Source organism: Nostoc sp. CMAA1605 (assembly GCF_021596505.1).
Classification (GTDB): Bacteria; Cyanobacteriota; Cyanobacteriia; order Cyanobacteriales; family Nostocaceae; genus Trichormus.
This window is the reverse complement of sequence record NZ_PJIZ01000009.1, coordinates 40,361-65,816: the sequence shown is the minus strand read 5'-3', so window position 1 is coordinate 65,816 and position 25,456 is coordinate 40,361. Positions and strand designations below refer to the sequence as shown.

Sequence of the window (25,456 nt, the reverse complement as noted above, 5' to 3'; positions counted from 1 at the left end):
TCTACCGACTTTTAGAGACGCGATTTATCGCGTCTCCCAGAGCAAGTGTTGCGGCAATTAGCTAGATGTTAGGATAAGAGAAAACATTGTAGATATCTCAATAGTATGGATAATGCACTTTTACAACGTATTACTCTGAATCCTTATATCTGTCATGGAAAACCCTGCATTAGAGGACTGCGTTATCCAGTTGAGTTTATTTTAGAATTGCTCAGTTCTGGTATGACTACAGAGCAAATATTAGCAGATTATGATGATTTAGAATCTGAAGATATACTAGCTGTTTTGTTATTTGCAGCTCGACTTAGTCAAGTCAAAAGTATTCATAAAATCGCCTCATGAAATTTCTTGTTGATGCTCAATTACCAGTGCGGCTGGCAAATTTTCTTAAATCATTAAATATGAGTTAGCAAAAAGATAGAGCGATCGCCTACACTGAAGTATCATCGCACGCCAGTAGTTTAGTAGGGTGCGTCAGTATGAATAATTTTTCAAGGGCTAAACTACAATGGATGCGATCGCACACAACACAAGAAACACAGACAGGTATGGCTAATTGCGATCTTACCCCCAACCAATATTTATAGTCTATTAGGGTGCGTCAGCACTGGCGCACCTTAGATTTTGAAAGGCGATCGCACTAATTAAGAGACAGCGATCTCACCTACCAAACGAAACCCGATAGTATAATAGCGATATTGAGGAACATTGCTAAATCTACACGCGGAACGACAATACCAAGAATATCCATTCCATGATCCACCACGCAGAACTTTATATTGATTATTACTTGCCCACACATTACCATTGACTGGTGCTTGATTATAATTTTCGTGCCATTCATCTTGACACCATTCCCATGTGTTACCACACATATCGAATAAGCCAAAATTGTTCGCTGGGAATGTTCCTACATCTGTTGTTTGGTTGAAATTCCCATTGTAATTAGCTACATCAGTGGCGATAGTGTCGCCAACATAAAACGGTGTTTTTGTCCCTGCTCGACAAGCATATTCCCATTCTGCTTCACTGGGTAAGCGATATATTTTTCCGGTCTTCTGGGATAGTCTAGTGCAAAATTCAACCGCATCATCCCAAGAAACAGTTTCTACTGGTCGGTTAGCACCTTTAAAATGGGATGGATCAGGATTTAAATCAATCTTTACCTTACTAAGAGAGGCAACAGCCTTCCATTGAGCCTGGGTGACGGGAAATTTACCCATAAAGAAGGGTTTTACAGTAACATTATGCTGTGGACTTTCAGACTTAGATCGTTCTGGCTCATCTTCTGGCGAACCCATCAAGAACTTACCGCCAGGAATCGCCACCATATCTAAAACAACGCCATTAACTAAGGTTTCTCTATAAAACAGGTTCTGTTTTCTAATACGTTGAATTTCATGTTCTTTTGTTCTTGAACCTAAAAATCCTATCGATTTTAAGGTAACGATAGCGGTATCAAATTCAAAAGTCTGAGTTGGAATACCAAGGTTAGATATAGGCTGAGAAGCTTTCTTTTGTTGCTGTTGTTGTTGACGTAACCTTTCTGCTTCTCGTTGCTGACGCTGTAATTCGGCTTGTCGTTGTTGTTCCTGACGTAACCTTTCCGCTTCCTGCTGCTGACGCTGTAATTCTGATTGCTGAGGCGGAAACACCCGTGCTTCTATTGCTGCAATATCCTCATCCTTGAGTCCCAAATATTGTTTATAGTCTTGTAAATCCTTTTGCGTTCCCTGACTAAAAGGATATTGTTGTGTTACCGCATCAATTAACGCCTGTTCATACTCTTGTAACTTCCGTTCATATTCCCGATAGGGTTGCAGAACTTGTGCTTGAATTTCTCTCGCTTCTTCCTCCGATAACCCCAACTCAACGCGCCTTGATTCTAATATTCTCAAAGCAAACACAGAAAAATTACCTTGACTTTGCTGGGCGCGACTCCTAGCTTCTTGCAGATATAATTCCTTATTAACCTCAGATACAACCGTCGGTGGTAATGACGCTGAGACTGAGATTAACGCTTGCAGTGCTTCTGTGGCGTTAGCGTAACGCATACTGAAGTGATGACGCACCATTTTAGTTAACACTTCAGCCAAATGATTACTCACCTGGACTCGATTTTGCCAGATAATCTCACCTGTTTGGCTATCTTCTTCTAATTCTGAAGGCAAAACACCAGTTAAAGCCTGAATAGCCGTCATCCCTAACGCGTAAATATCACTACCACAACAAGGCTTACCCCGATACTGTTCATAGGACATATAACCAGGCGTGCCAATCACTACGCTAGAATTGACTTCACCTTGGCTATTAATCATTAACGTTCCCAGTTCTTTGACTGCGCCAAAGTCAATCAAGATAATTTTGCCATCCTGTTGGCGCATCAAGTTTTGGGGTTTGATATCTCGATGAATCACTCCTTGTTGATGAACAAAAGACAAGACTTCTAAAGCATCTTGCAAAAGTCTAGTCACATAACTTTCACTCAGTCGCTTACCAGGGACAATTTCTCGACTTAAATCTTGTCCTTCGACAAACTCCTGCACTATATATAAATTTTGGTCTTGGTTAAAGTGCGCTAAGAGTTGGGGAATTTGAGGATGTTTTCCCAACCTTTCGAGGATGGCGGCCTCTTTCTCAAAGAATTCTATAACACGAGTTGCAGTTTGGTTAGGACGTAGTTGTTTAACAACACACAAAGGTTTGCTGGGTTGGAAGTTATCCCTAGCCAGATATGTGACGGCGAAACCACCGCCGCCCAATAACCTAATGATTTCGTAGCGTCCCGCCAGTGTGTTCAAGATGAGTGTAAACCCTGAGAAGCTGAATAAAGTTTAGTGTAATTGTTTAGGGTTTAATCTGGCAAGATTGGGGACTGGGGACTGGGGATTGGGCATAATTTATTGTCTACCTTGTCCCCCAGGGTTAAAATTGCAAGATTCAAAGAGGTAAAAATTGAGGGTAAGCGCACAACTTTAGTCAAAAATCTTTGCGCCTTTGCGCCTTTGCGTGAGATTTCCTCTTGAAAAATCTCCGACACCAGCGAATGAAACAGCCCTACCTTGTCTCCCTAAATTAAATTCCTGAACTCAAACCCACCCGAAAAGTAAACCCAGGGCTATAAATGCGGTTCACCCGTTCGTATTGTTCGCCGAGTAAATTTTCTAAATAAAATGTCAATCCCAAACCTTGAGTTAAAGGGATGCGTCCACTTAAATCAAAGTTGACGTAAGAAGGTGAAAAATCCGTATTCTTATCACCTGGATTATTAAACAAAGACCGGCGAGAACCACTATTATAATTAGCGTATAAATTGGCTTGCCAACCATTCTTTTGATAACCAATGCCAGCTTGCAAATTAGAATAGGGAATCAAACCTAACTGTAAACCCCTCTCTGTTCCCGTTTTAATTTGGGCATCGGTGTAAGTATAGTTAAAAAACGTTGACCAATTTTTAGTCATCCGCCAACGCAACGCCGCTTCAAAGCCATTAGTGTCAACTAAACCAATGTTTTGCCACTGTCCTTGAATAATTCCCAGACGATTATCTAAACTGCTACCAAAGTAGGTAAATTGTCCGCTTAAATCCTCAGAAAAATTTACATCTACACCCGCAGTCCAAGACGAACCTGTTTCTGGTTCTAAGTCTGGATTAGATAACCAACCATGCACCGTATCATATAAATAAAGTTGGTCTAATCCTGGGTTACGTTGTCCCCCCGCCCAGCTACCACGTAAAGCTAAATTCGGAGACATCGCATAACGCATACCCACGCTGGGATTGAGATAATTACCAAATTGGGAATCAAAGCTTTGTCTTAAACCTAAATCAACTTGAAAACTATTGGTAATATCCCAAGTGTTGACTGCAAATAAAGCTGTATTTAAAACACTGCGGTTTTCTACTTCATTCAAGGCGATACGGTTGGGACTGGTACTATTAGTAATCCCTTCTAAATCAGTGTTCTTTAAATCTAAACCCCAGCGTAACCGATTATTAGCTGTTAATTGCCATTCATGATCTACTCTGGCGGTGAGGTTTTGTGTGTCTAACGTACCGGTGCGGTAGAATGTGTTGCCTTGAAAGGCTGTAGGCCCGTAGGTATTAAAATAGTCTTGGTTATAACCCAGTGTAGTAGTCAGTTTAGAACCTTGGGCAAATTGCGATCGCCACGATAAACCAATATTTAATCCATCATGGTCTAGTCTATCCCTTTGCAACGGAAAACCAAAATAAATTAACCCCCGCCGACTACTCAGCGTTTTAATATCTAAACTCAAAGTATTCTGCGGATTTAAATCTACAGCCAAGCTACCAAAATAAGTGCTAGTCGCCGTATCTGCATTGAATAAATTACCGCTAGCATCGCGGTTAGCTGCACCTTGCGGAACTTTATAGCGGTTATCAATAAACAGTCTTTCAAAACTCAAATTATATCTGACATTATCAAACCCACCACTAAAACTGGTTTGTTGATTATTTAAATTCAAAGAACCAAATTCGGCTGAACCATGAAACTTTGGTGTCGTGCTACCTTGTTTAGTGATAATATTCACCACGCCACCAAAAGCCGAAGAACCATATAAAGCCGTAGATGCACCACTAGACAACTCAATTCTTTCAATCGATTCCACTGGAATACTGTTTAAATCCGTCGCCCCATGATAAGTATTGACATCATTATTAATCGGTCTACCATTAATCAAAAATACCGACTGATTGATTGAATGTCCCCGATAATATGTACCTGTATGAATATCTGCACCATGTCCAACATCATTGATAGCAAATCCTGGCATTCTTTTTAAAACATCAGCAACACTAGTTGCACCTTGTTTTTCAATCTCTTCTTTTTCAATAATGTAAGTTGGTGTAGACTGAGGCAGAGAATTCTGCTCACCGACCACTTCTAAATTAATATCAGATTCCTGTTCAGGAACATTATTATTATCATCAACCTCATCTTCTACTGGAATATCTGTTTGGGCAATTTCTTTTGTATTTAAGGACTGGATTTCTAATGGCTGAGTTAATAATTTAGCTTCTCTTAAAGGTGTACTGATTTCACTTAATTGCAGAATGTTTGTATTTGAATTTGAGTTAATATCTGATTGTTTAACAGTAATTTCTGATGCTAAGACACGCGAACTTAAGAATGCACCCAATAAACTAAAAGGTAGCACCCATAACTCATACTTCATTGAGTTACTCCAAAAATTAAAATGATTATTTTTATTTGTTATTCTTAAGAAGAGACTATCGATAAAGTCTAATAGATGTCAAGTATTTTTGTCTGACTTTTGATTTTAGATATGAATTTATTCGTGTATATTTATTTTTTAAAAGTTCGACATTTTGTCATATATAAATATCCTGACAAATCAAGTTTAATTGAACTTGATATTATTCAGCCAACTGCAAATTAAGTTAGTTATAAAAGCCTTAAAATTCAGTTCGTAGTAAGGACTTTAGTCCTGATCAAGTCTCTTCCAAAGGACTGTTCGCGGAGCGTTCGCGTAGCGTCCCGCAGGGAAGGAGAAGGGTAGTCCTTACTACTAACCTTGCAATAATTTTCCATAACTTGCTTTGCAAGCATGAAACTCAAATGCTCAAAGATGCTACAAACATAAAAAAGTCCGCGTATATAATCTACGCGAACCTTGTACTGTTTCAAACTTCTAATTTGAAAAAAACTATCTATTTACGGTAAGAAGTGTAATAAACTTTACCACCAGTATCTGGTACAAAGTGACAGCTAACGCAAGAACGCCATAAAGCTTTCCAAATGGGTTCTTCAGACTTGTGGTAATATTCACCCATTACAGGTTTAATCGCTTCAGTCGCCTTGATTAAATTGTAGTGAGGGATATTCAAGAAAATGTGGTGAGCCACATGAGTACCGATATCGTGATGAATATGATTGACCAAACCATAATTGCGATCAATACTAGAGATTGCACCCTTGAGGAATGTCCAATCATCGCCACGATACCAAGGAAGATCCGGTTCGGTATGATGCAGGAATGTCACCAAATCCAACCAAATCACAAACACAATATAAGGTGCAGCATAGTATTTTAACAGCCACATCCAACCCCATTGATAGGTTAAAAAGCCTAATAAACCTACCATACCAATCCACAGGACAGTGCTAGTAATTACGTCCCATTTTTCCGAAGGTTTAAATAGGGGACTGTTAGGGGAAAAGTGAGAGCCTTCTTTATTAGGAGAACGCTTAAACAAATACACCGGATAAGCCAATAAAAATACATAATATCGGCCTATTTTTTGCAATAAAGGCATCTCCTTATACTGCGATTCCGTCACAGGATACCAGCTTTCATCATTATCGATGTTGCCAGTATTTTTATGATGGGTTCTGTGACTAATCCGCCAACCATGATAGGGAACTAAGATTGGTGTGTGAGACAAATGACCAATTAAATCATTTAGCCATTTGTGTTTAGAAAAAGATTGATGTCCGCAATCATGTCCGACTACAAATAAAGCCCAAAACATTGTTCCTTGCATTAGCCAAAAAATCGGCCAGAAAAACCAAGAATCAAGATAATGAGCTACAGCATACAGTAATCCAATAATCAGGATGTCACGGAAAAAATAAAACAGTGACTTACTAACATTAGGTTGAAAGCATTCTGCGGGAATAGCAGCTTTCAAATCTTGGAGAGTAAAGGGAAGCGAATTTTGATTCTGAGATGCTTCCTGAATATGGGAATTATCGAAGTTAACAGTCGTTGATTGCACTCTTTTTTTCGGTGGTGATGTAAATGCGGACTAGATTTGAGGAAGAATTAAAATTCACCTCGTTGATGTTTGCAATGTCAATGTACACGCAAAAAATAATTCTGGCAATTCATTGAGCAATCATATAATCAGAAAATTGCCAGAATATTGACTACCTTATAGCATCATAATCGCACTATATACAGCAGTAAATAGCGCAATTTATTTTCCTGCGTAATGTTCATCAAAAGTCTGATAACCAACATCGGTGACATAAAGTTGACATTGGTTAGTAATTTGCTTCATTAATGGCCAAGAAAATTTAAATTCCTCATGTAAATAAGCACCCCAATTTTCTTTAATGCTGCTGTAAGCTAGCCGCAAATTGTATGAGGGAATGGCTGTAGAGATATGATGAGGAACGTGGACATTAATGTCATGACAGAGGAATTCTACCCAACGAGGGTAATCACAATGAATGGTACCAAATAACTGTGCCATTGCCTCATTCCACTTGTGGGCGACCTTAAAAGGTACATCTGCATAGGTGTGGTGAACAATGGTGAAGGTACTCATCCAAAAATGATAAACCAACCAAGGGATGAACCAGAATTTAATAAAGCCCCAAACACCAGTAGTAGCAATCAGAGTGGGGAAAACCACTGCTGCAAAGATGACGACTACCGCAACGGAAAGTTTAACACCTGCGCGCTCTTGAGGTTTAAAATTTTGCGGATTAAAATGCACAACCGCCCAATGTCCAATTGAACCAACCCACCAGAGTTTTTTCCGCATAAAAAACTCAAAAGCAAATTGTCTATTTTTATCCCAACTACTAAATACTTCTGGTCTTATAGGATGCCAAGCATTATCTTCGTCTAATTTGTTGGTGTGTTTATGATGATGATTATGTTTAATGCGCCAACTGTGAAAAGGATATATTAAAGGCATCATGAATATATGCCCCACCAGGTCATTTACCCAACGACGTTTAGCAAATGAACGGTGTCCACAATCATGACCGATAACAAAAAAACCTGTTAAAGCTGTTCCTGTAAAAATCCAAGCGAATGGTAATAAAAACCAGGGAGAAATTGTCAAAAAGTAGTAGCCTAAACCCACCATCAAAACATTGATGATTACTTGTGTCCAAGCCTTGCGACTATTTAACTGGAAACACTCCTTGGGTAAGGTTTTGATAATGTCTCTTAGCCTTAGTTCGGAATTACCAAGGTCATTCCCTATTTCTTGTGTCTTGATGATTGATGTAGTCATGAAAACCTGAAAAACGAACAGAACCCTCTACAAAGTTACTGAAAATGTAACTGGCCGCAAAGTTTCTTTACACTAGTCGTTCTGGATTATAGCAATCTCAGTTACGCGATCGCAGCTGGAATTGCATTTTGTTAACTATTTCTGAAGCAATTCCCAAAATTACTAGTCATTAGTTTATAGATAAAAACTAATGACTAATAATCAATGACTATTGTTTTTTGTCTGCAAGTTTGATATTGGTAGCTAAACCAAACACTTGCAACAATTGAATTGTCATCCAAGTTAAGTCAATTTCCCACCATTCCAAACCATGACGAGCTGAATATTGGAAAGCATGGTGATTATTGTGCCAACCTTCACCGAAGACTAACACGGCTACCCACCAACAATTAGTAGAGTTATCGCCAGAATCATGAGTGCGATAACCAAATTTGTGAGTAGCACTGTTCACCAACCAAGTGCAGTGGTAAACCCAAACAATGCGAACAAAAATCCCCCAAACCACGAAAGACCAGCCGCCCAGATACAACAGCAATAAGCCCAGAGCCACCTGAATAAGAATAAAATATTTCTGTAAAAACTGATAAACTGGGTCTTCGGCAATATCTTTGGTAAAACGAGGAACATCAACGTGGGCAGGACAGTGATAAATCAGCCAACCAATATGACTCCACCAGAAACCTTTGTTGGAATCATGGGGATCTGGGTCAGTATCGGAATGTAAGTGATGAATACGATGTGTCCCCACCCACTCGATAGGCCCTCCTTGACAGGCAAGAGTTCCAAACAACACCAGGATGTATTCCAACCACTTGGGAGTCTGGAAACTGCGGTGAGTAACAAGGCGATGAAAGCCTAAAGTAATACCCAAACCACCAGTAATCCAGTACAGCAAGAAAGCTACACCAACAGCCGCCCAGTTAGTGTTACCAGGGACAAAGGCAAACAACGCGCCGATGTGTAGCCCAAGGAAAAATAGGGTATTTACCCAATTGATTTGAGGTTTAGTTGAAGTAGCAATTGTCATGCAATAACCTGTATTGAAATTGTTCAGCCTAATCTGCGCGAACCCAAAATCCGCAATCTATAAATTTTTTGTTAACGAGGAAGCAATGAACAGCTTAGAACAGCTGCGGCAAGCAGAACACGCACTGTTAGAGATTTTTTCTGGTATTGACGCTCAGGTCAAGCATAATTTGAAAAGAGTGCTAGAGGCCTTTCGGAATCAGCGTGTAGGGGCGCACCATTTTGCAGGTGTGAGTGGTTACGGTCACGATGATTTAGGTAGAGAAACTTTAGATAAAGTTTTTGCGGAGGTAATGGGGGCTGAGGCGGCAGCTGTGCGAGTGCAGTTTGTTTCGGGAACTCATGCGATCGCTTGCGCTTTATTTGGTGTCCTCCGTCCTGGGGATGAAATGCTAGCAGTGGTCGGTTCTCCCTACGATACGCTTGAAGAAGTCATTGGTTTACGTGGCCAAGGTCAAGGCTCTCTTATTGAGTTTGGCATAAAATATCGCCAACTGGAGCTAACACAACAAGGAACTGTAGATTGGGAAGCTTTAAGCACTAGCGTTACTGATAACACGCGTTTAGTGTTAATTCAGCGTTCCTGTGGCTATTCTTGGCGACCAAGTTTATTAATTAACGATATAGAAAAGATTGTACATCTAGTTAAGCAACAAAATCCTCACACCGTTTGTTTTGTCGATAACTGTTATGGGGAATTTATCGACATCCAAGAACCCACCCATGTCGGGGCTGATTTAATGGCGGGGTCATTAATTAAAAATCCTGGTGGTACTATCGTCACGGCTGGGGGTTATGTTGCTGGGCGTGCCGATTTAGTAGAAGCCGCCGCCTGTCGCCTAACTGCACCAGGGATTGGCAGTTATGGCGGTGCGACCTTCGACCAAAATCGGCTACTGTTCCAAGGGTTATTTTTATCGCCGCAGATGGTAGGGGAGGCGATGAAAGGGACGTATCTGACTGGTTATGTATTTGACAAGTTGGGATATCCAGTGAATCCTGCCCCCCTTGCGCCCCGTGGGGATGTGATTCAGGCAATTAAATTGGGTTCAGCGAAAAAATTAATTGCTTTTTGCAAGGCGATCCAACAGCATTCTCCCGTTGGTTCTTACCTTGACCCTGTACCCGATGCCATGCCGGGGTATGAGAGTCAGGTGGTGATGGCTGGGGGAACGTTTATTGAGGGGAGTACGTTGGAGTTTTCGGCGGATGGGCCTTTGCGTGAACCTTATGTGGTGTATTGCCAGGGTGGGACTCACTGGACTCATGTGGCGATCGCACTTGAGGCGGCGATTGACGCGGTGGGGGGTGCTTGAGTACATGAGTTAAGATTGTCTCACGCAGAGGCGCAGAGGCAAGCCAGTGCGTTGGGCGGCTCTGCCGACTTGAAGCAACTGGCGCGCAGAGAGTGAGGTGCAAGAGGTTTTATGGTTGAGAATGAGATTTCGGGTGTGGTGGTGGATGCTGCTTACAAGGTTCTCACAAAGTTGGGGCCTGGTTTGTTGGAGTCGGTTTATGAATCGGTGATGGATTTTGAGTTACGGAGGCGGAAGTTAAAGGTTGATAGACAGGTAGTGATTCCTGTGTTTTATGAAGGTATACGTTTGGATGAAGGTTTCCGTGCTGATTTAGTCGTCGAAAATCAAGTAATTATCGAACTCAAATCAGTGGAAACTATTCATCCAGTACATAAAAAGCAACTACTAACCTACCTCCGCCTTGCTGATAAACGAGTCGGATTACTCATCAACTTCAACGTCACACTCATCAAAGACGGCATCTCCCGCGTAGTCAATAACCTCTAAAAACTCTCCGCGCCTCTGCGTCTCTGCGTGATCACTCCGGCAACCTATACTGCCCAATGATCCGCTTGGCAAACTCCGGCACATGATCTTCCAACTTCTCAGGATGATTCCGCTTCACATACAAATAATTTCGTGTGAAGTGCGAATCCATCGAGAACCGCGCATACTCCAAACCTTTAGGGCCAATTTTATCAATCACCACCCCCATCAGTTTTGCTACCCACATCGGCAAAGTTACAGCTTTGTCATAAGCAGTTATCCCCTGCTGTACAGCCTCTTTCCGATTCCCTTCAGACATCACAGGCTGAGTGTCTAACTGGTCTTTGACTAACTCCAGCATTTCTTTCCCTGTATCATTGCGTACAAGAATCCATTGCCAGCCAAAGGGCGCGCCCATATAACCGACGACTAAATCCGCTAAAGAGTTGACGTAATCAAAACAACTCATGCAGGAAGGCGCAAAGATATCTTTAAGTTGGTTAGTTTTTAAGCCAAAGAAGGGGACTTTCTCAATTGAGCCGTCTTCATGCTTGAAGTGAATGCGGAAGTCTTGCATGAATTCGTAATGTACTACTGTCTGTGGCGATCGGCTGGTGGTTTCTAAGAATTTTTGCAGTCCGGCACGGGTAACGTTATCTACGCACGGTGTACCTAAAACATAGAGTTTCTCTAAACCTAGTTTTTTTTCTACCGCCCTGAGTGCTTGGATTTGGCAACCCACACCAATTACCAATAATCGCTTCATCCCCGATTGTTCTACCTGTTCCAATATGGAAAGGTTGGGGGAAAGGGTAGGTTTATTTACCCTCGCTGCTAGTATTTCTTCTGGGGTACGGGCAATTACAGGTACGGGTTGGAAGCGGTCTTCTTTACTGTTTTGGACACAGACAACACCTTCGACTAGTCCACGGTTGAGCATTTCTATGGCTATGCTGCTAACAATCCCTGTCCATTGTGCGCCTTCGATGGGTTGTTGTTTTCGCGCCGCCATCATCTCTTGATGTACGCCAAAGTATAGTTCATCGGGGTTATCGAGATGGCGAGAACGGGTGTGTGCTTGTGCTTCTAAGGTATCTATCTGTTGGGTGATAAAAGCACAGGCTTCCTTGACATAGTGAATGTAATATGTATCGCACAGTCCGCACTCGCTGCATAGTTCTTTAGCAGGACGACGGCTACCAGGTTTGAGGGCTTTAGCTTTTTTGTGCTTCTGAGAATCAACCAAGGTCATATATATGTTTGTCTTATCAAGGCTTCGCTTTTATCTAGCATAAGCCAGAAGACTCCCCCTAACTGCAAGGCAGTGTAGCGGGAGATGAATGTCGATTAAAAACGAGACACCCCTAAAACGGAATCGAGCATAGCGAGATAAGTGTGAGTGGTAGTTGAGTTTTTAATCGTAAATATGGTAATCTAATTGATAGTAATTCCGTCAATACATGATAGTCTACGAAGCCAAAGCAGAGGCAACAAAAGAGCAGTTACTTAAGATAAATGAACTCTTAAGAACTGCTCTTTTTGTGCGTAATTCTTGCTTGCGCCATTGGTTAGATGGTCATGCAAAGAACGGTTACGACTTAAACAAATACACAAAAGTTCTATCAGATAATCCTGCCTTTCCTTGGGTGTCAAAGCTAAACTCAACGGCAAGACAGGCAATGGCAGAACGAGCATGGGCAGCAATTGCAAGATTTTTTGACAATTGCCAGAAAAAGATTCCGGGCAAGAAAGGATTTCCAAAATTTCGGAGATTTCAAACTAGATTATCTGTTGAGTATAAGCAATCAGGCTGGACTCTTTCAGAGTGTCGTCAATTCATTACATTCACAGATAAATTTGGTGTCGGAACAATGAAGTTAATGGGAACCCGTGACCTTAATTACTATCAAATAAGTCAGATAAAACGGGTCAGAATAGTTCGTCGTGTCGATGGAATATATATTCAATTCTGCGTTGACCACGACAGGAAAGAAGAATTAGAACCCACAGGTAAATTTTTGGGTATTGATTTAGGCTTATCCAGTTTTTACACCGATTCTGATGGTAATAAGGTAGAAAATCCTCGGTATCTGAGAAAATCCGAAAAAGCATTAAAAAAAGCACAACGAAAGCTATCTCGTTGTGCCAAAGGGTCGAAAAATCGTGTCAAAGCACGAAATCGACTGGGAATCAAACATCTGAAAGTTACTCGCCAGCGCAAGGATTGGGCAGTGAAATTAGCTCAATGCGTAGTGAAGTCGGCAGACATCGTGGCATATGAGAACTTGCAGGTAAGGAATATGATGAAAAATCACCACCTTGCAAAAAGTATTTCCGATGCAAGTTGGTCAATTTTTACACATTGGTTGGAATATTTTGGCAAAGTGTATGGGCGAATTGTCATAGCTGTGCCTCCCCACAATACGACCATTAATTGTAGTAATTGTGGGCATCCGGTACACAAAACTTTGAGTACAAGAACCCATCAGTGTCCACATTGTCTCTATACTGATTGTCGCGACAAAAACGCTGCAATTAATATCCTCAATAAAGGATTAGAACTGATTAAAAATACCGATGGACTGTCGGGAATTCACGCTTCTGGAGAGTTTGCTCCCTGCTCAAAGAAGGTAACTTCTGTGAGTAAATCATCTCGTGGAAAGAGGAAGATTCAACAGTAATGTTGGAATCTCCCGCTAATTGCAAGCAATGTAGCGGGAGAGGAGGTCAATACCATACCTTTAGACGTTGTGAACTTGGCGATGGAGATGGAAAAAGCAATGCTACAGAAACGCTCTATATGAAGTAATTAACTGAATCTATTGTTTTGTCTAATGATGAGATTAAGGAATATCTTATAAATCAAGTTAAAGTTGTTGCTTGGTGTGTGCTAAGAGATCATCTCTGAAAAATGTTGATGTTGCAGAGGCGATCGCCTACATTCCTTCTATCGTGTTAACCCCATACTAGCTTGATTGTCTATGACAAGCTAGTGGCTGCACTCCAGTAATCACACTAGTTTATATTCCTATTGGGTAAAATATATAATCCCTTATAGGTATTGACATCTGCCAAATTGTAATTAATCTTATTGCCAATTTTCACAAAAAGTTATAAGTTATTAATTTGTAGGGGAAAAATAATCTTGAAAAATAGATCCTAACTGAGTAAAGATTACCCGAAGTCACAAAGACTTCACTTCATACAACCCTTATACAGTTTGAGAGATATGTTTTTGTTTGGTAAAGGAAAGCTCTACACACACACAAGAGCATTGGTTAAGCTAAAAATATATCTGTCATGACTGTATCTATTAATCATGATGATTACTTGTGTATGGAATCACAGCTAGTTGTAGACTACCACAAGGATAATTGATTAGTAGTGAATTAATTCACCATCAAACATTATACACACACACTATGAACAGCTTGAGATATTCAGCTTAAGCTGCTTATTTTGGGAGATTTTTGCAATAGCAAAACCTGCTCTCTGTTATGCTGAACCCAAGTAAAAACCCTCACAAAAGTAAGCGCATCTACCATCAATTTACACCCTCAATGGAGTTAGTCTGGCGATGCAAAAGGTAAATGAATTACTAACAGAAGAAAGTATAGAAGCCTCGGCGTGGGAAGCAATAGAGAAATCCATCATATATTATAAAGGTCGTCCCGTCGGTACAGTCGCCGCTTATGATGTTTCTGTAGAAGCATTGAATTACGACCAATGTTTTGTGCGAGATTTTGTTTCGTCAGCTTTACTTTTTCTCATCAAGGGTAGGACAGAGATTGTTCGCAACTTTTTAGAAGAAACTTTAAAGTTACAACCCAAAGAAAGACAATTAGACGCGTATAAGCCTGGTAGGGGTTTAATCCCAGCCAGTTTTAAAGTAGTATCAGATAACGGCGAAGAGTATTTAGAAGCTGATTTTGGTGAACACGCGATCGCTAGAGTCACACCTGTAGACTCCTGTTTATGGTGGATTATTTTATTGCACTCCTATGTAGTCGCCACCAAAGATTTTTCTTTAGCCTATCAGCCTGAATTCCAAACAGGTATTAGGCTAATTATGGAAATCTGTCTGGCGAATCGCTTTGATATGTATCCCACGCTGTTAGTTCCAGATGGTGCTTGTATGATTGACCGCCGTTTGGGGATTTATGGTCATCCTCTGGAATTGCAAGTTCTATTTTATGCGGCTTTGCGTGCGGCGCGGGAGATGTTAATCTGTCAAGGTAATCAAGATGTTGTCGAAGCCATTGATAACCGTCTTCCACTTTTATGCGCCCATATTCGCCAACATTATTGGATAGATATCAATCGCCTCAATGCTATTTATCGCTTTAAAAGTGAGGAATACGGTAAAACAGCCGTCAATCTTTTTAACATCTATGTAGACTCTATTCCCTATTATGAATTAGATAAATGGCTACCCAAAAAAGGTGGTTATTTAGCTGGAAATGTGGGGCCATCCCAGTTAGATACAAGATTTTTCGCACTAGGTAATTTGATGGCGGTCATTTCTGACCTCGCTACAGAAGAACAAGCCCAATCAATTATGAGTTTGATTGAAGAAAGATGGGAAGATTTAGTGGGAGATATGCCCATGAAAATCTGTTACCCAGCTTTAGAAGATGAAGAGTATAGAATCGTCACAGGATGCGACCCGAAAAATATACCTTGGTCATATCATAATGCAGGTAGCTGGCCTGTTTTGATGTGGATGTTAACAGCAGCAGCAATTAAAACTAATAAACCTTATCTAGCAAGTAAAGCAATTGAAATTGCCCAAGCTAGACTATTAGAAGATGAATGGCCAGAATATTATGATGGCAAGAAAGGCAGATTGATTGGTAAGCAATCGAGAAAATATCAAACCTGGACGATCGCAGGTTTTTTACTTGCTAAAGAATTGATGAAAGACCAATCTTATTTATCCTTGGTGAGATTTGATCAATTACCGTCAGAATTAGTCTCTAGAGCCTGTGAATTTGAAATTAACAGCGTAGATACTTCTATATCTATCTAATTAGATTTCTCATACAAATTAAAAACCCCGCTTTTTTGAAGAAAGTGGGGTTTTTAATCAAATATGCATTTGACCTAATACAATAGTTCAGATAAGTGGATTTTGGCTGCTGCTGTTCCCTTACCTCCACAGAAGAACAATTGAGCAAATTGATCACCCAGTTGCGCCGCACGGTGATACAAATCTACAGCCTGTGCGGCATCTTACTCAACCCCTTCTCCCTGTTCGTAACAATATCCCAGCAAGCGCGTAGCTTCTGGGTGTTCTTGGGCGGTGGCGAGTTGTAGCCAATTTATCGCCTGTGGGTAGTTACCATACATGGTATAGTAGATTGCTCCTAACAAAGCTTGAGCTTCAGCCGCACCCCCGCGCCCTAATTCTTCCAAGGTGGGTAATAAATTATTTAAGTAGATTTCTGCTTGATCATGACCTGCATTCCAAGCTTTCAGATACCAGTAGGCGGCGGTGGCTGGGTTGCGTTCCCTTCCATCGCCATTGTTATACAAATGACCGATGTAGAAGGAGGCGATCGCATGATTTTGGGCGGCGGCTTTTAGCCACCACTTTTGGGCTGTCTCAAAATCTTGTTTGACACCTTCACCATTGGCGTACATTGTCCCCATCACAAACATTGCTTCTAAAACCCCTGCCTCCGCCGCCCGACGATACCAAGACAAAGATGTTGTATAATTTTGCTCAACGCCACGACCAAGGGCTGCTAAATCATAGGCGGCTTGGGGATGTCCGGCTGTGTCCGCAGTGTGATCATAGTTAGCGGCTGCGGTTGGATCAGGAGCGTCAGCATTGCGATTGAGGGTAGCCAATCTGGTAAAAATCTTTTTAGCTGTGTGGTAGTCTCCCTTTTTATAGGCAATTAAACCCTGCTCAAGATAAATCATAGAATTTAGCTCTATTTTTATGACATTATTGCGGTTTTTTCTAGTCTAAATACCCTTGCTATTTAAATAATTACCGGTTTTCCATGACCAATTCCCGTCAAATCGCCTTCATTGCGCTCAAAGATGTCCATAAGGGGGCTTATACTGATGTTGCGCTAGATAGAGTGTTACGAAAATCTCATTTATCTGATCTTGACCGTCGCTTAGTCACAGAATTAGTTTATGGCAGTGTCAGAAGACAACGTACCCTAGACGCAATCATTGACCAACTAGCTACTAAAAAATCTCATCAACAGCCTAGCGAACTCCGCAGCATTTTACATTTAGGCTTTTATCAACTGCGTTATCAAGAACGCATTCCTGTATCGGCGGCTGTCAATACTACAGTTCAACTAGCAAAGGAAAATGGTTTTGCGGGACTAGCAGGGTTTGTTAACGGTTTATTACGTCAGTATGTACGTTTAGCCGAAAACCAGTCAGAACCATTGAAATTACCAGAAAATCCCAGAGAAAGATTAGGAATTTTGCACAGTTTTCCTGACTGGATCATCGAAGTTTGGTTAGAACAGTTGGGTGTGGAGGAGACGGAAAGACTCTGTGAATGGATGAACCAAACACCCACCATCGATTTCAGAATTAATCCGCTACGGACTACGATCGCAGAAGTGGAAACAGCGTTAAACTCGGCCGGGATTTTAGCCAGACGCATACCCAATTTACCCCAAGCTTTAAGGTTAATCGGCAACACGGGAGCAATTCAAAATCTCCCAGGCTTTGAGCAAGGCTGGTGGGTGGTTCAAGACGCTAGCGCGCAATTAGTCAGCCATATCCTTGACCCCCAACCAGGGGAGACGATTATTGATGCTTGTGCTGCGCCTGGGGGTAAAACAACTCACATTGCTGAGTTAATGGGAGACAAAGGCAAAATTTGGGCAGGCGATCGCACTGCTTCCCGTTTGCGTAAACTCAAGGAAAATGCCCAACGCTTGGGTCTAAAATCAATTGAGATTTGCACTGGTGACAGTCGGAATTTACCCCAGTTTCACAATATAGCTGACCGCGTTTTGTTAGATGCGCCTTGCTCCGGTTTAGGGACTTTACACCGTCATGCAGATGCGCGTTGGCGACAAACACCCGCATCTGTAGCAGAACTGGCGACACTGCAAAAAGAACTCATATCACAAACATCGAAATTTGTCAAAGTCGGTGGTGTGCTAGTTTACGCAACTTGCACGTTACATCCCGCCGAAAATGAAGGTGTCATTGCAGAGTTTCTGGGAGAACATCCTGAATGGCGAATTGAGGCTTTAAACAGTGATTTACCTTACTTGATTGACACTACATCCCCTGGTTGGTTAAAAGTCTGGCCTCATCGTCAGGATATGGACGGGTTTTTCATGGTGCGCTTAAGAAAAACCAACGATTCGGGGTGAATACGATCAAGGATTGTACCATTTGATGGAAGCCTGAATCTCTCAGAGGAGGCAGCAATGATAACAGATGCCAACGTTAAGAATTTAGTTAAGATTCTGATTGGAGCTGCATGGATTGATGGCAGAATTCAACCAGAAGAACGGCAATATTTACGTGAAATCGCGCAAGCAAAAGGTTTAGCCACAGATCCAGAGATTAAGCCTTGGCTGTATGAATTAGTTCCTGTGCAACCGAATGAATGTTACACATGGGTGAAAGAATATTTAGGCGATCGCCCAACTGCTGAAGACTGCGAAAATTTGATTGAGGCAATTAGTGGTTTAATTTACAGTGATGGCGAAGTAGCGATCGAAGAAGCCAGACTCTTGACCAAATTACAGGAGTTAAGCCAAAACCCTGAATCCCATCACTTAGAACACACAACACTACTCAAACAAATTCAACAACTTTATCGTCGTTGGGTTGAAGTTCAAAATTAACTATAGTCAAACTATGCCAAGGTTTTAGAGAAAACAATTTCAGATTGACTACACCCAAAAGTGGATGCAAATAAAATATGTGATATTTGTTCCACTCATTAGAGTTTAGGGCTTGTACCGCAAGACTAATCCCAAATCTAAAATTGGTACTGTCAAAAGTCTTTAGTCTAGGTTTTATGGACTAATGACTAATGACCCTTCGGGTTCGCTAGTTGCTCATGAGGGAAACCCTCAAAACCGCCCTAGCTCACTAATGACTAATGACTAATGACTAATTATGACTTCGGTTCACCCAGACCCGGAGTTTCTTCTTTTTCAACTTTGGGGACAAAATCTGGGCGTTCTTTGCTTTCCCAACCCACAGGACGTTTAGAGTTGTACCAAGCAATAGAACCAATGGTCACAGCTGCAATAAAACCTACTACGTACACTAAAGTAAACGCTAAGGGAAAATGATTTCCACCTGTAGCTACAGCATCTGGTACTTGCAACAATAATTGCATAAGTTATAGACTCCTGGTTTACGCAACACTTCTTAATACAGTATAGAAATAGAGTATCATTTACATCTACTATCAGTGGGAAATATCTGATACGGCATAGGAGAGAGCAGCAATCAGCCTCAAGTCTGAGATATATCGCCGGAGGTGGTGTATTTTCTAAAACCGTCCATTACCTTGAATGATATGCTTGACGGTAGTCAGGGTTTCTAAACTAATAAATCCCCGGCGATGGCCTTTTTGATTGGACATCCCTAAAAATACCGTGTCTCCCCGTGACGGGTTACGAGAAAAGCGGGGGGATGTATTAATGTAAGTAGAAGCACTGTTCACACCTAAAGCAAACTGACGGCTTTCTTGATAGGATTCCGTGGCTATCGAGTCAGCATGACCGCTACTGTATTGATTAATCCAAGCGATCGCTCCCTCTAGACTATCGACTAATTTAAATGCTACCGTCTTAGTTAAATAGGCACATCCCCATTCACCGTCTTTTGCTAGTTGTAACTGGGGAAAGGCTTCTACTAATTCTGCGTCGCCTTTGAGTTCAAAGCCTTTTTCTTTTAAACTATTCCACAATACAGCCAAAGATGAAGGCATAGCTTGACGATGAATTAGCACCTTTTCTATGGCATTGACGGGGTCTGGTTCGCTTTCGTGGCTATCAATAATCATCCAGCGTACCATTTCTAAACTGCCATTCAGTGACCAATAAAGGTAACAGTTACCCATTGCTGACTTTAACACTGGACAAGTAGCTTGTCGCATCACCTGCTGTACCAAGCTAGAACGTCCGTAGGGAATGGCTAGATTGACATATTGGTCTTGGGTGACTAAATCGCGGACGGAAGCACCGTGTTCTGCGGTAATCAGTTCTATACAACCTGATGGTAAGCCAACTTCCGCAATGGCGTGTTGTAACACTTCTGTAATGGCGGCGTTGGAGTGACTAGCTTCTGTGCCGCCTTTGAGAATAATACTATTACCTGTTTTAATACATAAACCTGCGGCGATCGCACCAATATCAGGGAAGGCTTCATAAATAAATCCTATAACGCCCAAAGGCATTAATTGGGAGTAACTTTGCGAGTCTTCCGGTTGATAGTCGGCGTTTCTTACCCGCCGCAAAGGGTCTGAAAGTTCTCCTAACCTTTGCAGAATTTCTACTGTGGTTTCTAATCTGGTAGGAGTTAGTTTCAGCCAATCTAAAATCACTTCTGGCACTGCCATTTCCCGACTAGCTTCTAAATCCAAGGTGTTAGCTTCTAGAATGTCGTCAAATGCGTTTTCCAGTGCTTGTGCCATTGCCAAAACAGCCCGACTGCGGTCTGTTCCCTTGGTAGTGCTTAACTTCAGGGAAGCTTGATAAGCGCGTTTGGCAATGTTAATGGGTTCGGGGAATTCGTCCACAGCTGCAACGGTCATTGAATTATCGTCGGTAGGTAAGCCAGACCATGAGTGCTGGCAAAATTGCCAACAATACTGCCACCATAGCCCATTTAATCAGGCCAGAACCATTGGCGAATTTGAGTGCTAATGGTAGCCATATAATCACTAGCACGAAAATAATCCCTAGTGCTATGGGTAAATAGCTTTCTCCTAATTTGGGGTGAACAACTCGCCAACTTCCCCCTGTCCACAGCCAAGCACGTTTGTAGGGGTAGGTGGTGGAAAGCTGTTCTAGTACATGGCCATTCTCTTCCACAACAAAGATTTGTTGACAGCGATCGCATCCAAATGCTTCTGTCAGAGTAATCGGGACTAACCGTCCCTTGCGGCGACAGGGACAGGGATATTCGGTATTAAAGTCTATTTTTTCTGGTTTTTGGGATTGCACAAGCGTTATCAGCAATTCAAAATTCAAAATTCAAAGTTCAAAATGAACAATCCAGTATTTATCAGTATCCTAGCTATCAAATCAGGAATTTCTTTATCTGTATTCTTAAACATTGCATTGATAGTTTTAATATATCTGGTACTTTTTTAAGCTTACGTGGCGAACACTCTCAAGACAACCCATTAACTAAACCTGCACTTAAGAATAAATTATTTATTCAGCTTTCGGCTGTATCGTCGGTAGCTTCTTCTGATTTTTTAGGCAGTTTTATCAAGATAGTAAGTTCTATGGGTTCAGGATTAAAGCAAATTACATCGCTGAAAAAGTGTTACACTTAATCTTAAGCCTGAGCAACCACTCTGCTTTGTATCGCATATTTTAAAAGCGGGTAACGCGATTCGAACGCGCGACATTCACCTTGGCAAGGTGACGCTCTACCACTGAGCTATACCCGCAAACCTTACTTTATTAATATGACAGGTTTATTTTGATTTGTCAACTAGTTTTGTGAAAATGGGGATTGGGGACTAGGGATTGGGCATTGGGCATTGGGCATTGTATTTTTCTTCCCATGCTTCCCCTGCTTCCCCTGCTTCCCCTGCCCCCTGCCTCCTTCACCCCACGCCTTCAGATTCGGCGGTGAGGTTGCCGATGGTGTGACCAGAAATAGAGGCTGGTAAGGATTGGGGATTGTGAGCGTAAGCATCTTTTAAGTTAGAGCGTAACTGCCGCATGAGGCTGGCCATTTCCAGCGCGTTCATTGCATAGTCCCAACCATGATTACTCTTAATCCCCGCCCTTTCTAGGGCTTGCTGCATGGTATCTACTGTCAAAATGCCAAAAATCACTGGTACTCCTGTTTGAAAGCTAGCAGCAGCAATTCCCTTGGCTACTTCTGAAGATACATAGTCAAAATGGGGGGTTTGACCGCGAATGACTGCACCTAGACAAATTACTGCGTCATAGCGGTGCGAAAGAGCTAACTGACGCGCTACCAGTGGTACTTCAAAACTACCAGGAACCCAAATATAATCTACTTGATCGCCTTCTGGGTCAGGATCAACACCGTGGCGTTTTAAACAATCTTGACATCCTGCTAGCAGTTTTGTGGTTACAAGGTCATTGAATCGAGCAATCACCAATGCTAAACGCAAAGGTTCTGTTTGAGCGAAAGTTCCCTCAAAAACTGCCATGACTGCCTCTTACTTTCACTATACTTTTGTCAATATACATTTCTTCTGTAAATGTGGAAGAGCAGGAAAGCACAATTAGGTGTGAAGAACAGAGTCAATTTGTTCTTTTACCTTGGGTGTTGGCTTTCCTGCTCCTTGAGTTTTGTTGCTATTTAACTGTATTCTGTGGCTTAGACTACGAAAAAGTTTAATAGCCCAACTAAAAGCACTAAAGCGATCCAAACTCCTGAACCAAGCCATAGTAGCTTTTTAGATTCAACCCAACTTTGGGGTGTAGCATAGGCTACAGGCACACCAACTACAAGCACAAAAGACAACAACACTAGGGAAACTAGAGCAAATTGGAATATTATGGTCATTTTGACTTCTCCCAAGACAGCGAAATACTAAAGTTAGAATATCGTAAAGGGCGACACTGACACTTTCCGTTTCTTACCCCTATTTGTAACCTAGCAGAAATTGTCACAATTTAGTTAATAGTCCAAAGTCAATAGTTGATTGTTGACTGTTGACTATTGACCATTGACTTTTGACTCTCGACTATGGACTTAATTCTTTGTCATACTACGGCGGATTTTGACGCTTTAGGCGCAGCAGTCGGATTAACTTGCTTGATGCCTGGCAGTAAAATTGTGTTGACTGGCGGCGCACATCCGCCTGTACGGGATTTTTTAGCACTGCATCGCGATGAGTATGCACTGATTGAAAGGCGTTCGGTCAATCCTGAGAAAATTCGGTCTGTAACGGTGGTGGATACACAACAGCGCGATCGCTTGGGTAAGGCTGCTGAGTGGTTAAATTTACCACAACTTCATCATATTACAGTCTACGATCATCACTTGGGGCAAGATTCAGATATTCCGGCGACGCAATTTCACATTTCTTCAGTCGGGGCTACCACAACTTTAATTGTGGAACAATTGCAACAACAAAATATCTCTCTCACTTCGTCCCAAGCTACAGCAATGGCTTTAGGAATTCATGTAGATACTGGTTCTCTGACTTACGACCAATCTACACCACGGGATGCCCTAGCGTTGGCTTGGTTAATGCAACAGGGTGCTAGTTTAAGTATAATTGCTAACTATCGTGAGCCTGGTTTATCACCGCAATTACAACGGTTACTCAAAGAAGCTTTAGAAAACTTAGAATATTTGTGTTTACGGGGTTATACTATCGCCTGGGTAATTTTAAATACAGAAAGCTTTGTACCTGGGTTGTCTAGTTTAGCATCGCAATTAATTGAGTTAACAGAAATCGATGCTTTGTTATTAGCTGGTGAGTATCCCCTCAATAAAGATGAATCTCGATTGACAATTATCGGGCGATCGCAAATTCCGGGTGTGCATCTTGACCAATTATTTCAAACTTTGGGCGGTGGTGGTCATTCTCAAGCGGCATCTTTGAATTTACGCGGTGTCGATGCCCAAAATACCTTGCAACAACTCCTCAATGGGATTAAAACCTCAATTCCCCATCCCCCACCGCCAGAGATTTAATGTCCTCCCCAGTCCGCACCATTCGCCCAGAAACCACAATTGCAGAAGCCCAGCGCATCTTATTACGCTATGGACACTCTGGTTTATCTGTGGTGGATACTGAAGGGCAATTAGTGGGAATTATTTCTCGTCGGGATTTAGATATTGCTTTTCACCACGGCTTTAGTCATGCACCAGTCAAGGGTTACATGACGATTAATTTAAAAACGATTACCCCAGAAACGACATTGCCTCAAATCGAGTCGTTAATGGTGACGTATGATATTGGTCGTTTACCTGTATTAGATAATGGACAATTAGTTGGGATTGTCACCCGTACTGATGTTTTGAGGGAATTACATCAAAGTTCTGAGTACCAAATCATCAATGCTGATTCCCAACCCGCACTCAGCACCCAGCACCCAGCACCAGGCACTCAATTACAGTCCCGTCTCACTCCCCAACTCTGGGAATTACTGACTAAAGCGTCTCAAGCCGCAGAACAACGGGGTTGGCATCTTTATTTAGTCGGCGGTGCAGTGCGGGACTTGCTACTAGCGGAAGCTGCATCTGGAACTTTGATGATTACAGATATTGACCTAGTGGTTGACGGCTTCCATAAAACTACCGATGTGGGTGCAGGGGTAGAATTAGCCAAAGCACTGCAAGAAATTTATCCCGCCGCTAGGTTAGAAATTCATGGTGCTTTTCAAACTGCGGCTTTGTTATGGCACAAAGACCCCGAATTAGATTCTTTATGGGTGGATATCGCCACCGCTAGAACAGAATTTTATCCTTACCCCGCCGCCAATCCTGAAGTTGAAGCGAGTTCTATACGTCAAGACTTATACCGCCGCGACTTTACTATTAATGCCTTGGCTTTGCGTTTAACTTCTCCCCGTGAAGGCGAATTACTGGATTTCTTCGGTGGGTTACTAGATTTAGCCGCCAAACAAATTCGCGTGTTACACGCCAATAGCTTTATTGAAGACCCTACCCGCATTTATCGCGGTGTCCGTTTTGCAGTGCGGTTTGGATTTGCCATTGAACCACGCACAGAAGAATATATCCGCTATGCCATTAATAGTGGCGTGTATGACCGCACAGCCCAAACTAACAGCAAAACTCCCGCTTTGCAAACTCGACTCAAAGCCGAATTAAAATATATCCTCTCCGCCCCCTACTGGGAATCAGCTTTAGAGTTACTCAACGATTTAGGGGCGTTACAGTGCATCCATCCTACTCTGAAATTAGATCATGAACTTCTACGCCAATTACGTTTATTAGAACGCTGTTGGCGCAGATTTGATACCCAACAAAAATTAATTCCTTGGCAAATGCGCCTAGAAGTTTTAATTGCTCATCTTGCGCCCAAATATCGGCATAAAGTCGCGAAAAATCTGCAATTGCCAGAAGATATGTTGGCAAGATTACATAAACTAGCCACTGCCAAATCTGAGGTTACAGACTTTTTAGCTACATCAAAACAACCTAGTCAAATAGTGCAATTTCTACGTAAATATGATGTAGAAATGTTAATTTTAATTGCTATAGCTAGTCATAGAATTATTAGACAAAAAATTTGGCATTATTTAACAGTTTTATCTCATATTCAACCAATATTAAATGGTAACGATTTAAAAAAAATAGGCTATAAACCTAGTCCACAGTTTCGCCAAATACTAGATGAAATACTTGCTGCAACTATAGATGGAGTGATTAAGAATAAAGTAGAAGCAGAAGATTTTCTAGCTAAAAATTATTCTGTGTAACTGAA

19 protein-coding genes, 1 tRNA gene and 1 pseudogene are annotated in these 25,456 nt (G+C 41.7%); 8 read left to right on the top strand and 13 right to left on the bottom strand.

The annotated features are described in order from the left end of the window. Positions 1-105: 105 nt before the first annotated feature. Entirely contained in the window at positions 106-342 is a 237-nt protein-coding gene (locus CV014_RS05400; RefSeq protein ID WP_103136763.1) for a DUF433 domain-containing protein, read from the top strand. A 302-nt stretch (positions 343-644) separates the two neighbouring features. On the opposite strand, the gene CV014_RS05395 is transcribed toward CV014_RS05400, so the two are convergent. The 5 genes from CV014_RS05395 to CV014_RS05375 form a co-directional block, all read right to left on the bottom strand. Beyond that, the gene (locus CV014_RS05395) at positions 645-2,801 is read right to left on the bottom strand and encodes a bifunctional serine/threonine-protein kinase/formylglycine-generating enzyme family protein (protein ID WP_236141088.1); all 2,157 of its coding nucleotides are present in this window, start codon (positions 2,799-2,801) and stop codon (positions 645-647) included. Between the two features lie 274 nt (positions 2,802-3,075). Beyond that, on the bottom strand, positions 3,076-5,202 hold the full coding sequence (locus tag CV014_RS05390; RefSeq protein ID WP_236141087.1) for a TonB-dependent receptor plug domain-containing protein: 2,127 nt from the start codon (positions 5,200-5,202) through the stop codon (positions 3,076-3,078). Between the two features lie 496 nt (positions 5,203-5,698). After that, positions 5,699-6,766 carry a fatty acid desaturase gene (locus CV014_RS05385; protein WP_236141086.1) on the bottom strand — a complete coding sequence of 356 codons (1,068 nt, stop codon included), beginning with the start codon at positions 6,764-6,766 and terminating at the stop codon, positions 5,699-5,701. 201 nt (positions 6,767-6,967) lie between these two features. Continuing rightward, on the bottom strand, positions 6,968-8,020 hold the full coding sequence (locus tag CV014_RS05380; protein WP_236141085.1) for a fatty acid desaturase: 1,053 nt from the start codon (positions 8,018-8,020) through the stop codon (positions 6,968-6,970). Between the two features lie 208 nt (positions 8,021-8,228). After that, positions 8,229-9,047 carry an acyl-CoA desaturase gene (locus tag CV014_RS05375; protein WP_236141084.1) on the bottom strand — a complete coding sequence of 273 codons (819 nt, stop codon included), beginning with the start codon at positions 9,045-9,047 and terminating at the stop codon, positions 8,229-8,231. A gap of 85 nt (positions 9,048-9,132) precedes the next feature. On the opposite strand from CV014_RS05375, the gene CV014_RS05370 reads away from it, so the two are divergent. Beyond that, a complete protein-coding gene (locus tag CV014_RS05370) occupies positions 9,133-10,362 on the top strand; it encodes a methionine gamma-lyase family protein (protein WP_236141083.1) in 1,230 nt (409 codons plus the stop codon). Between the two features lie 111 nt (positions 10,363-10,473). Continuing rightward, positions 10,474-10,851 (top strand): GxxExxY protein, encoded by a 378-nt coding sequence (locus CV014_RS05365; protein WP_236141082.1) that lies wholly within the window; start codon positions 10,474-10,476, stop codon positions 10,849-10,851. A gap of 31 nt (positions 10,852-10,882) precedes the next feature. Here CV014_RS05365 and CV014_RS05360 read toward each other — a convergent pair whose 3' ends face one another. Next, the gene (locus tag CV014_RS05360; RefSeq protein ID WP_236141081.1) at positions 10,883-12,082 is read right to left on the bottom strand and encodes a Coenzyme F420 hydrogenase/dehydrogenase, beta subunit C-terminal domain; all 1,200 of its coding nucleotides are present in this window, start codon (positions 12,080-12,082) and stop codon (positions 10,883-10,885) included. A 208-nt stretch (positions 12,083-12,290) separates the two neighbouring features. Here CV014_RS05360 and CV014_RS05355 point away from each other — a divergent pair, with 208 nt between their 5' ends. Beyond that, the gene (locus CV014_RS05355) at positions 12,291-13,511 is read left to right on the top strand and encodes an RNA-guided endonuclease InsQ/TnpB family protein (protein ID WP_236141080.1); all 1,221 of its coding nucleotides are present in this window, start codon (positions 12,291-12,293) and stop codon (positions 13,509-13,511) included. Between the two features lie 896 nt (positions 13,512-14,407). After that, positions 14,408-15,859 carry a glycoside hydrolase 100 family protein gene (locus CV014_RS05350; protein ID WP_236141079.1) on the top strand — a complete coding sequence of 484 codons (1,452 nt, stop codon included), beginning with the start codon at positions 14,408-14,410 and terminating at the stop codon, positions 15,857-15,859. Positions 15,860-16,062: 203 nt separating this feature from the next. Here the strand turns inward: CV014_RS05350 and CV014_RS05345 are convergent, their stop codons facing one another. Next, positions 16,063-16,758, bottom strand: a complete 696-nt coding sequence (locus CV014_RS05345; RefSeq protein WP_236141078.1) for a tetratricopeptide repeat protein — start codon at positions 16,756-16,758, stop codon at positions 16,063-16,065. Between the two features lie 83 nt (positions 16,759-16,841). On the opposite strand from CV014_RS05345, the gene CV014_RS05340 reads away from it, so the two are divergent. Both CV014_RS05340 and CV014_RS05335 read left to right on the top strand, forming a co-directional pair. Further along, entirely contained in the window at positions 16,842-18,191 is a 1,350-nt protein-coding gene (locus CV014_RS05340; protein WP_236141077.1) for a 16S rRNA (cytosine(967)-C(5))-methyltransferase, read from the top strand. A 57-nt stretch (positions 18,192-18,248) separates the two neighbouring features. Further along, positions 18,249-18,671, top strand: a complete 423-nt coding sequence (locus CV014_RS05335) for a tellurite resistance TerB family protein (protein ID WP_236141076.1) — start codon at positions 18,249-18,251, stop codon at positions 18,669-18,671. A gap of 275 nt (positions 18,672-18,946) precedes the next feature. Here CV014_RS05335 and psb35 read toward each other — a convergent pair whose 3' ends face one another. The 6 genes from psb35 to psbZ all read right to left on the bottom strand — a co-directional run bounded on the left by psb35 (position 18,947) and on the right by psbZ (position 22,560). Continuing rightward, positions 18,947-19,174: a photosystem II assembly protein Psb35 gene (gene psb35 / locus CV014_RS05330; protein WP_236141075.1), complete on the bottom strand. Its 228-nt coding sequence runs from the start codon at positions 19,172-19,174 to the stop codon at positions 18,947-18,949. Between the two features lie 156 nt (positions 19,175-19,330). Further along, positions 19,331-20,596 (bottom strand): glutamate-5-semialdehyde dehydrogenase, encoded by a 1,266-nt coding sequence (locus tag CV014_RS05325; RefSeq protein WP_236141074.1) that lies wholly within the window; start codon positions 20,594-20,596, stop codon positions 19,331-19,333. 4 nt (positions 20,597-20,600) lie between these two features. Next, on the bottom strand, positions 20,601-21,008 hold the full coding sequence (locus tag CV014_RS05320; protein ID WP_236141073.1) for a hypothetical protein: 408 nt from the start codon (positions 21,006-21,008) through the stop codon (positions 20,601-20,603). Positions 21,009-21,391: 383 nt separating this feature from the next. Next, positions 21,392-21,463 (bottom strand) — tRNA-Gly (locus tag CV014_RS05315). A gap of 159 nt (positions 21,464-21,622) precedes the next feature. Next, positions 21,623-22,201: a 6,7-dimethyl-8-ribityllumazine synthase gene (gene ribH, locus CV014_RS05310; protein ID WP_236141072.1), complete on the bottom strand. Its 579-nt coding sequence runs from the start codon at positions 22,199-22,201 to the stop codon at positions 21,623-21,625. Positions 22,202-22,371: 170 nt separating this feature from the next. Then, entirely contained in the window at positions 22,372-22,560 is a 189-nt protein-coding gene (psbZ, locus tag CV014_RS05305) for a photosystem II reaction center protein PsbZ (RefSeq protein WP_236141071.1), read from the bottom strand. A gap of 183 nt (positions 22,561-22,743) precedes the next feature. Between psbZ and CV014_RS05300 the strand changes: the two are divergent. Beyond that, positions 22,744-25,451, top strand: a pseudogene (locus CV014_RS05300) (CBS domain-containing protein). The last annotated feature ends 5 nt before the right edge of the window (positions 25,452-25,456 follow it).

Bases quoted from the DNA above. Each gene is read 5' to 3' on its own strand.
- CV014_RS05400 (WP_103136763.1), top strand. From the start codon at position 106: ATGGATAATGCACTTTTACAACGTATTACTCTGAATCCTTATATCTGT.
- CV014_RS05390 (WP_236141087.1), bottom strand. From the start codon at position 5,202: ATGAAGTATGAGTTATGGGTGCTACCTTTTAGTTTATTGGGTGCATTC.
- CV014_RS05380 (WP_236141085.1), bottom strand. From the start codon at position 8,020: ATGACTACATCAATCATCAAGACACAAGAAATAGGGAATGACCTTGGT.
- CV014_RS05375 (WP_236141084.1), bottom strand. From the start codon at position 9,047: ATGACAATTGCTACTTCAACTAAACCTCAAATCAATTGGGTAAATACC.
- CV014_RS05370 (WP_236141083.1), top strand. From the start codon at position 9,133: ATGAACAGCTTAGAACAGCTGCGGCAAGCAGAACACGCACTGTTAGAG.
- CV014_RS05365 (WP_236141082.1), top strand. From the start codon at position 10,474: ATGGTTGAGAATGAGATTTCGGGTGTGGTGGTGGATGCTGCTTACAAG.
- CV014_RS05360 (WP_236141081.1), bottom strand. From the start codon at position 12,082: ATGACCTTGGTTGATTCTCAGAAGCACAAAAAAGCTAAAGCCCTCAAA.
- CV014_RS05355 (WP_236141080.1), top strand. From the start codon at position 12,291: ATGATAGTCTACGAAGCCAAAGCAGAGGCAACAAAAGAGCAGTTACTT.
- CV014_RS05350 (WP_236141079.1), top strand. From the start codon at position 14,408: ATGCAAAAGGTAAATGAATTACTAACAGAAGAAAGTATAGAAGCCTCG.
- CV014_RS05345 (WP_236141078.1), bottom strand. From the start codon at position 16,758: ATGATTTATCTTGAGCAGGGTTTAATTGCCTATAAAAAGGGAGACTAC.
- CV014_RS05340 (WP_236141077.1), top strand. From the start codon at position 16,842: ATGACCAATTCCCGTCAAATCGCCTTCATTGCGCTCAAAGATGTCCAT.
- CV014_RS05335 (WP_236141076.1), top strand. From the start codon at position 18,249: ATGATAACAGATGCCAACGTTAAGAATTTAGTTAAGATTCTGATTGGA.
- psb35 (WP_236141075.1), bottom strand. From the start codon at position 19,174: ATGCAATTATTGTTGCAAGTACCAGATGCTGTAGCTACAGGTGGAAAT.
- CV014_RS05325 (WP_236141074.1), bottom strand. From the start codon at position 20,596: ATGACCGTTGCAGCTGTGGACGAATTCCCCGAACCCATTAACATTGCC.
- ribH (WP_236141072.1), bottom strand. From the start codon at position 22,201: ATGGCAGTTTTTGAGGGAACTTTCGCTCAAACAGAACCTTTGCGTTTA.
- psbZ (WP_236141071.1), bottom strand. From the start codon at position 22,560: ATGACCATAATATTCCAATTTGCTCTAGTTTCCCTAGTGTTGTTGTCT.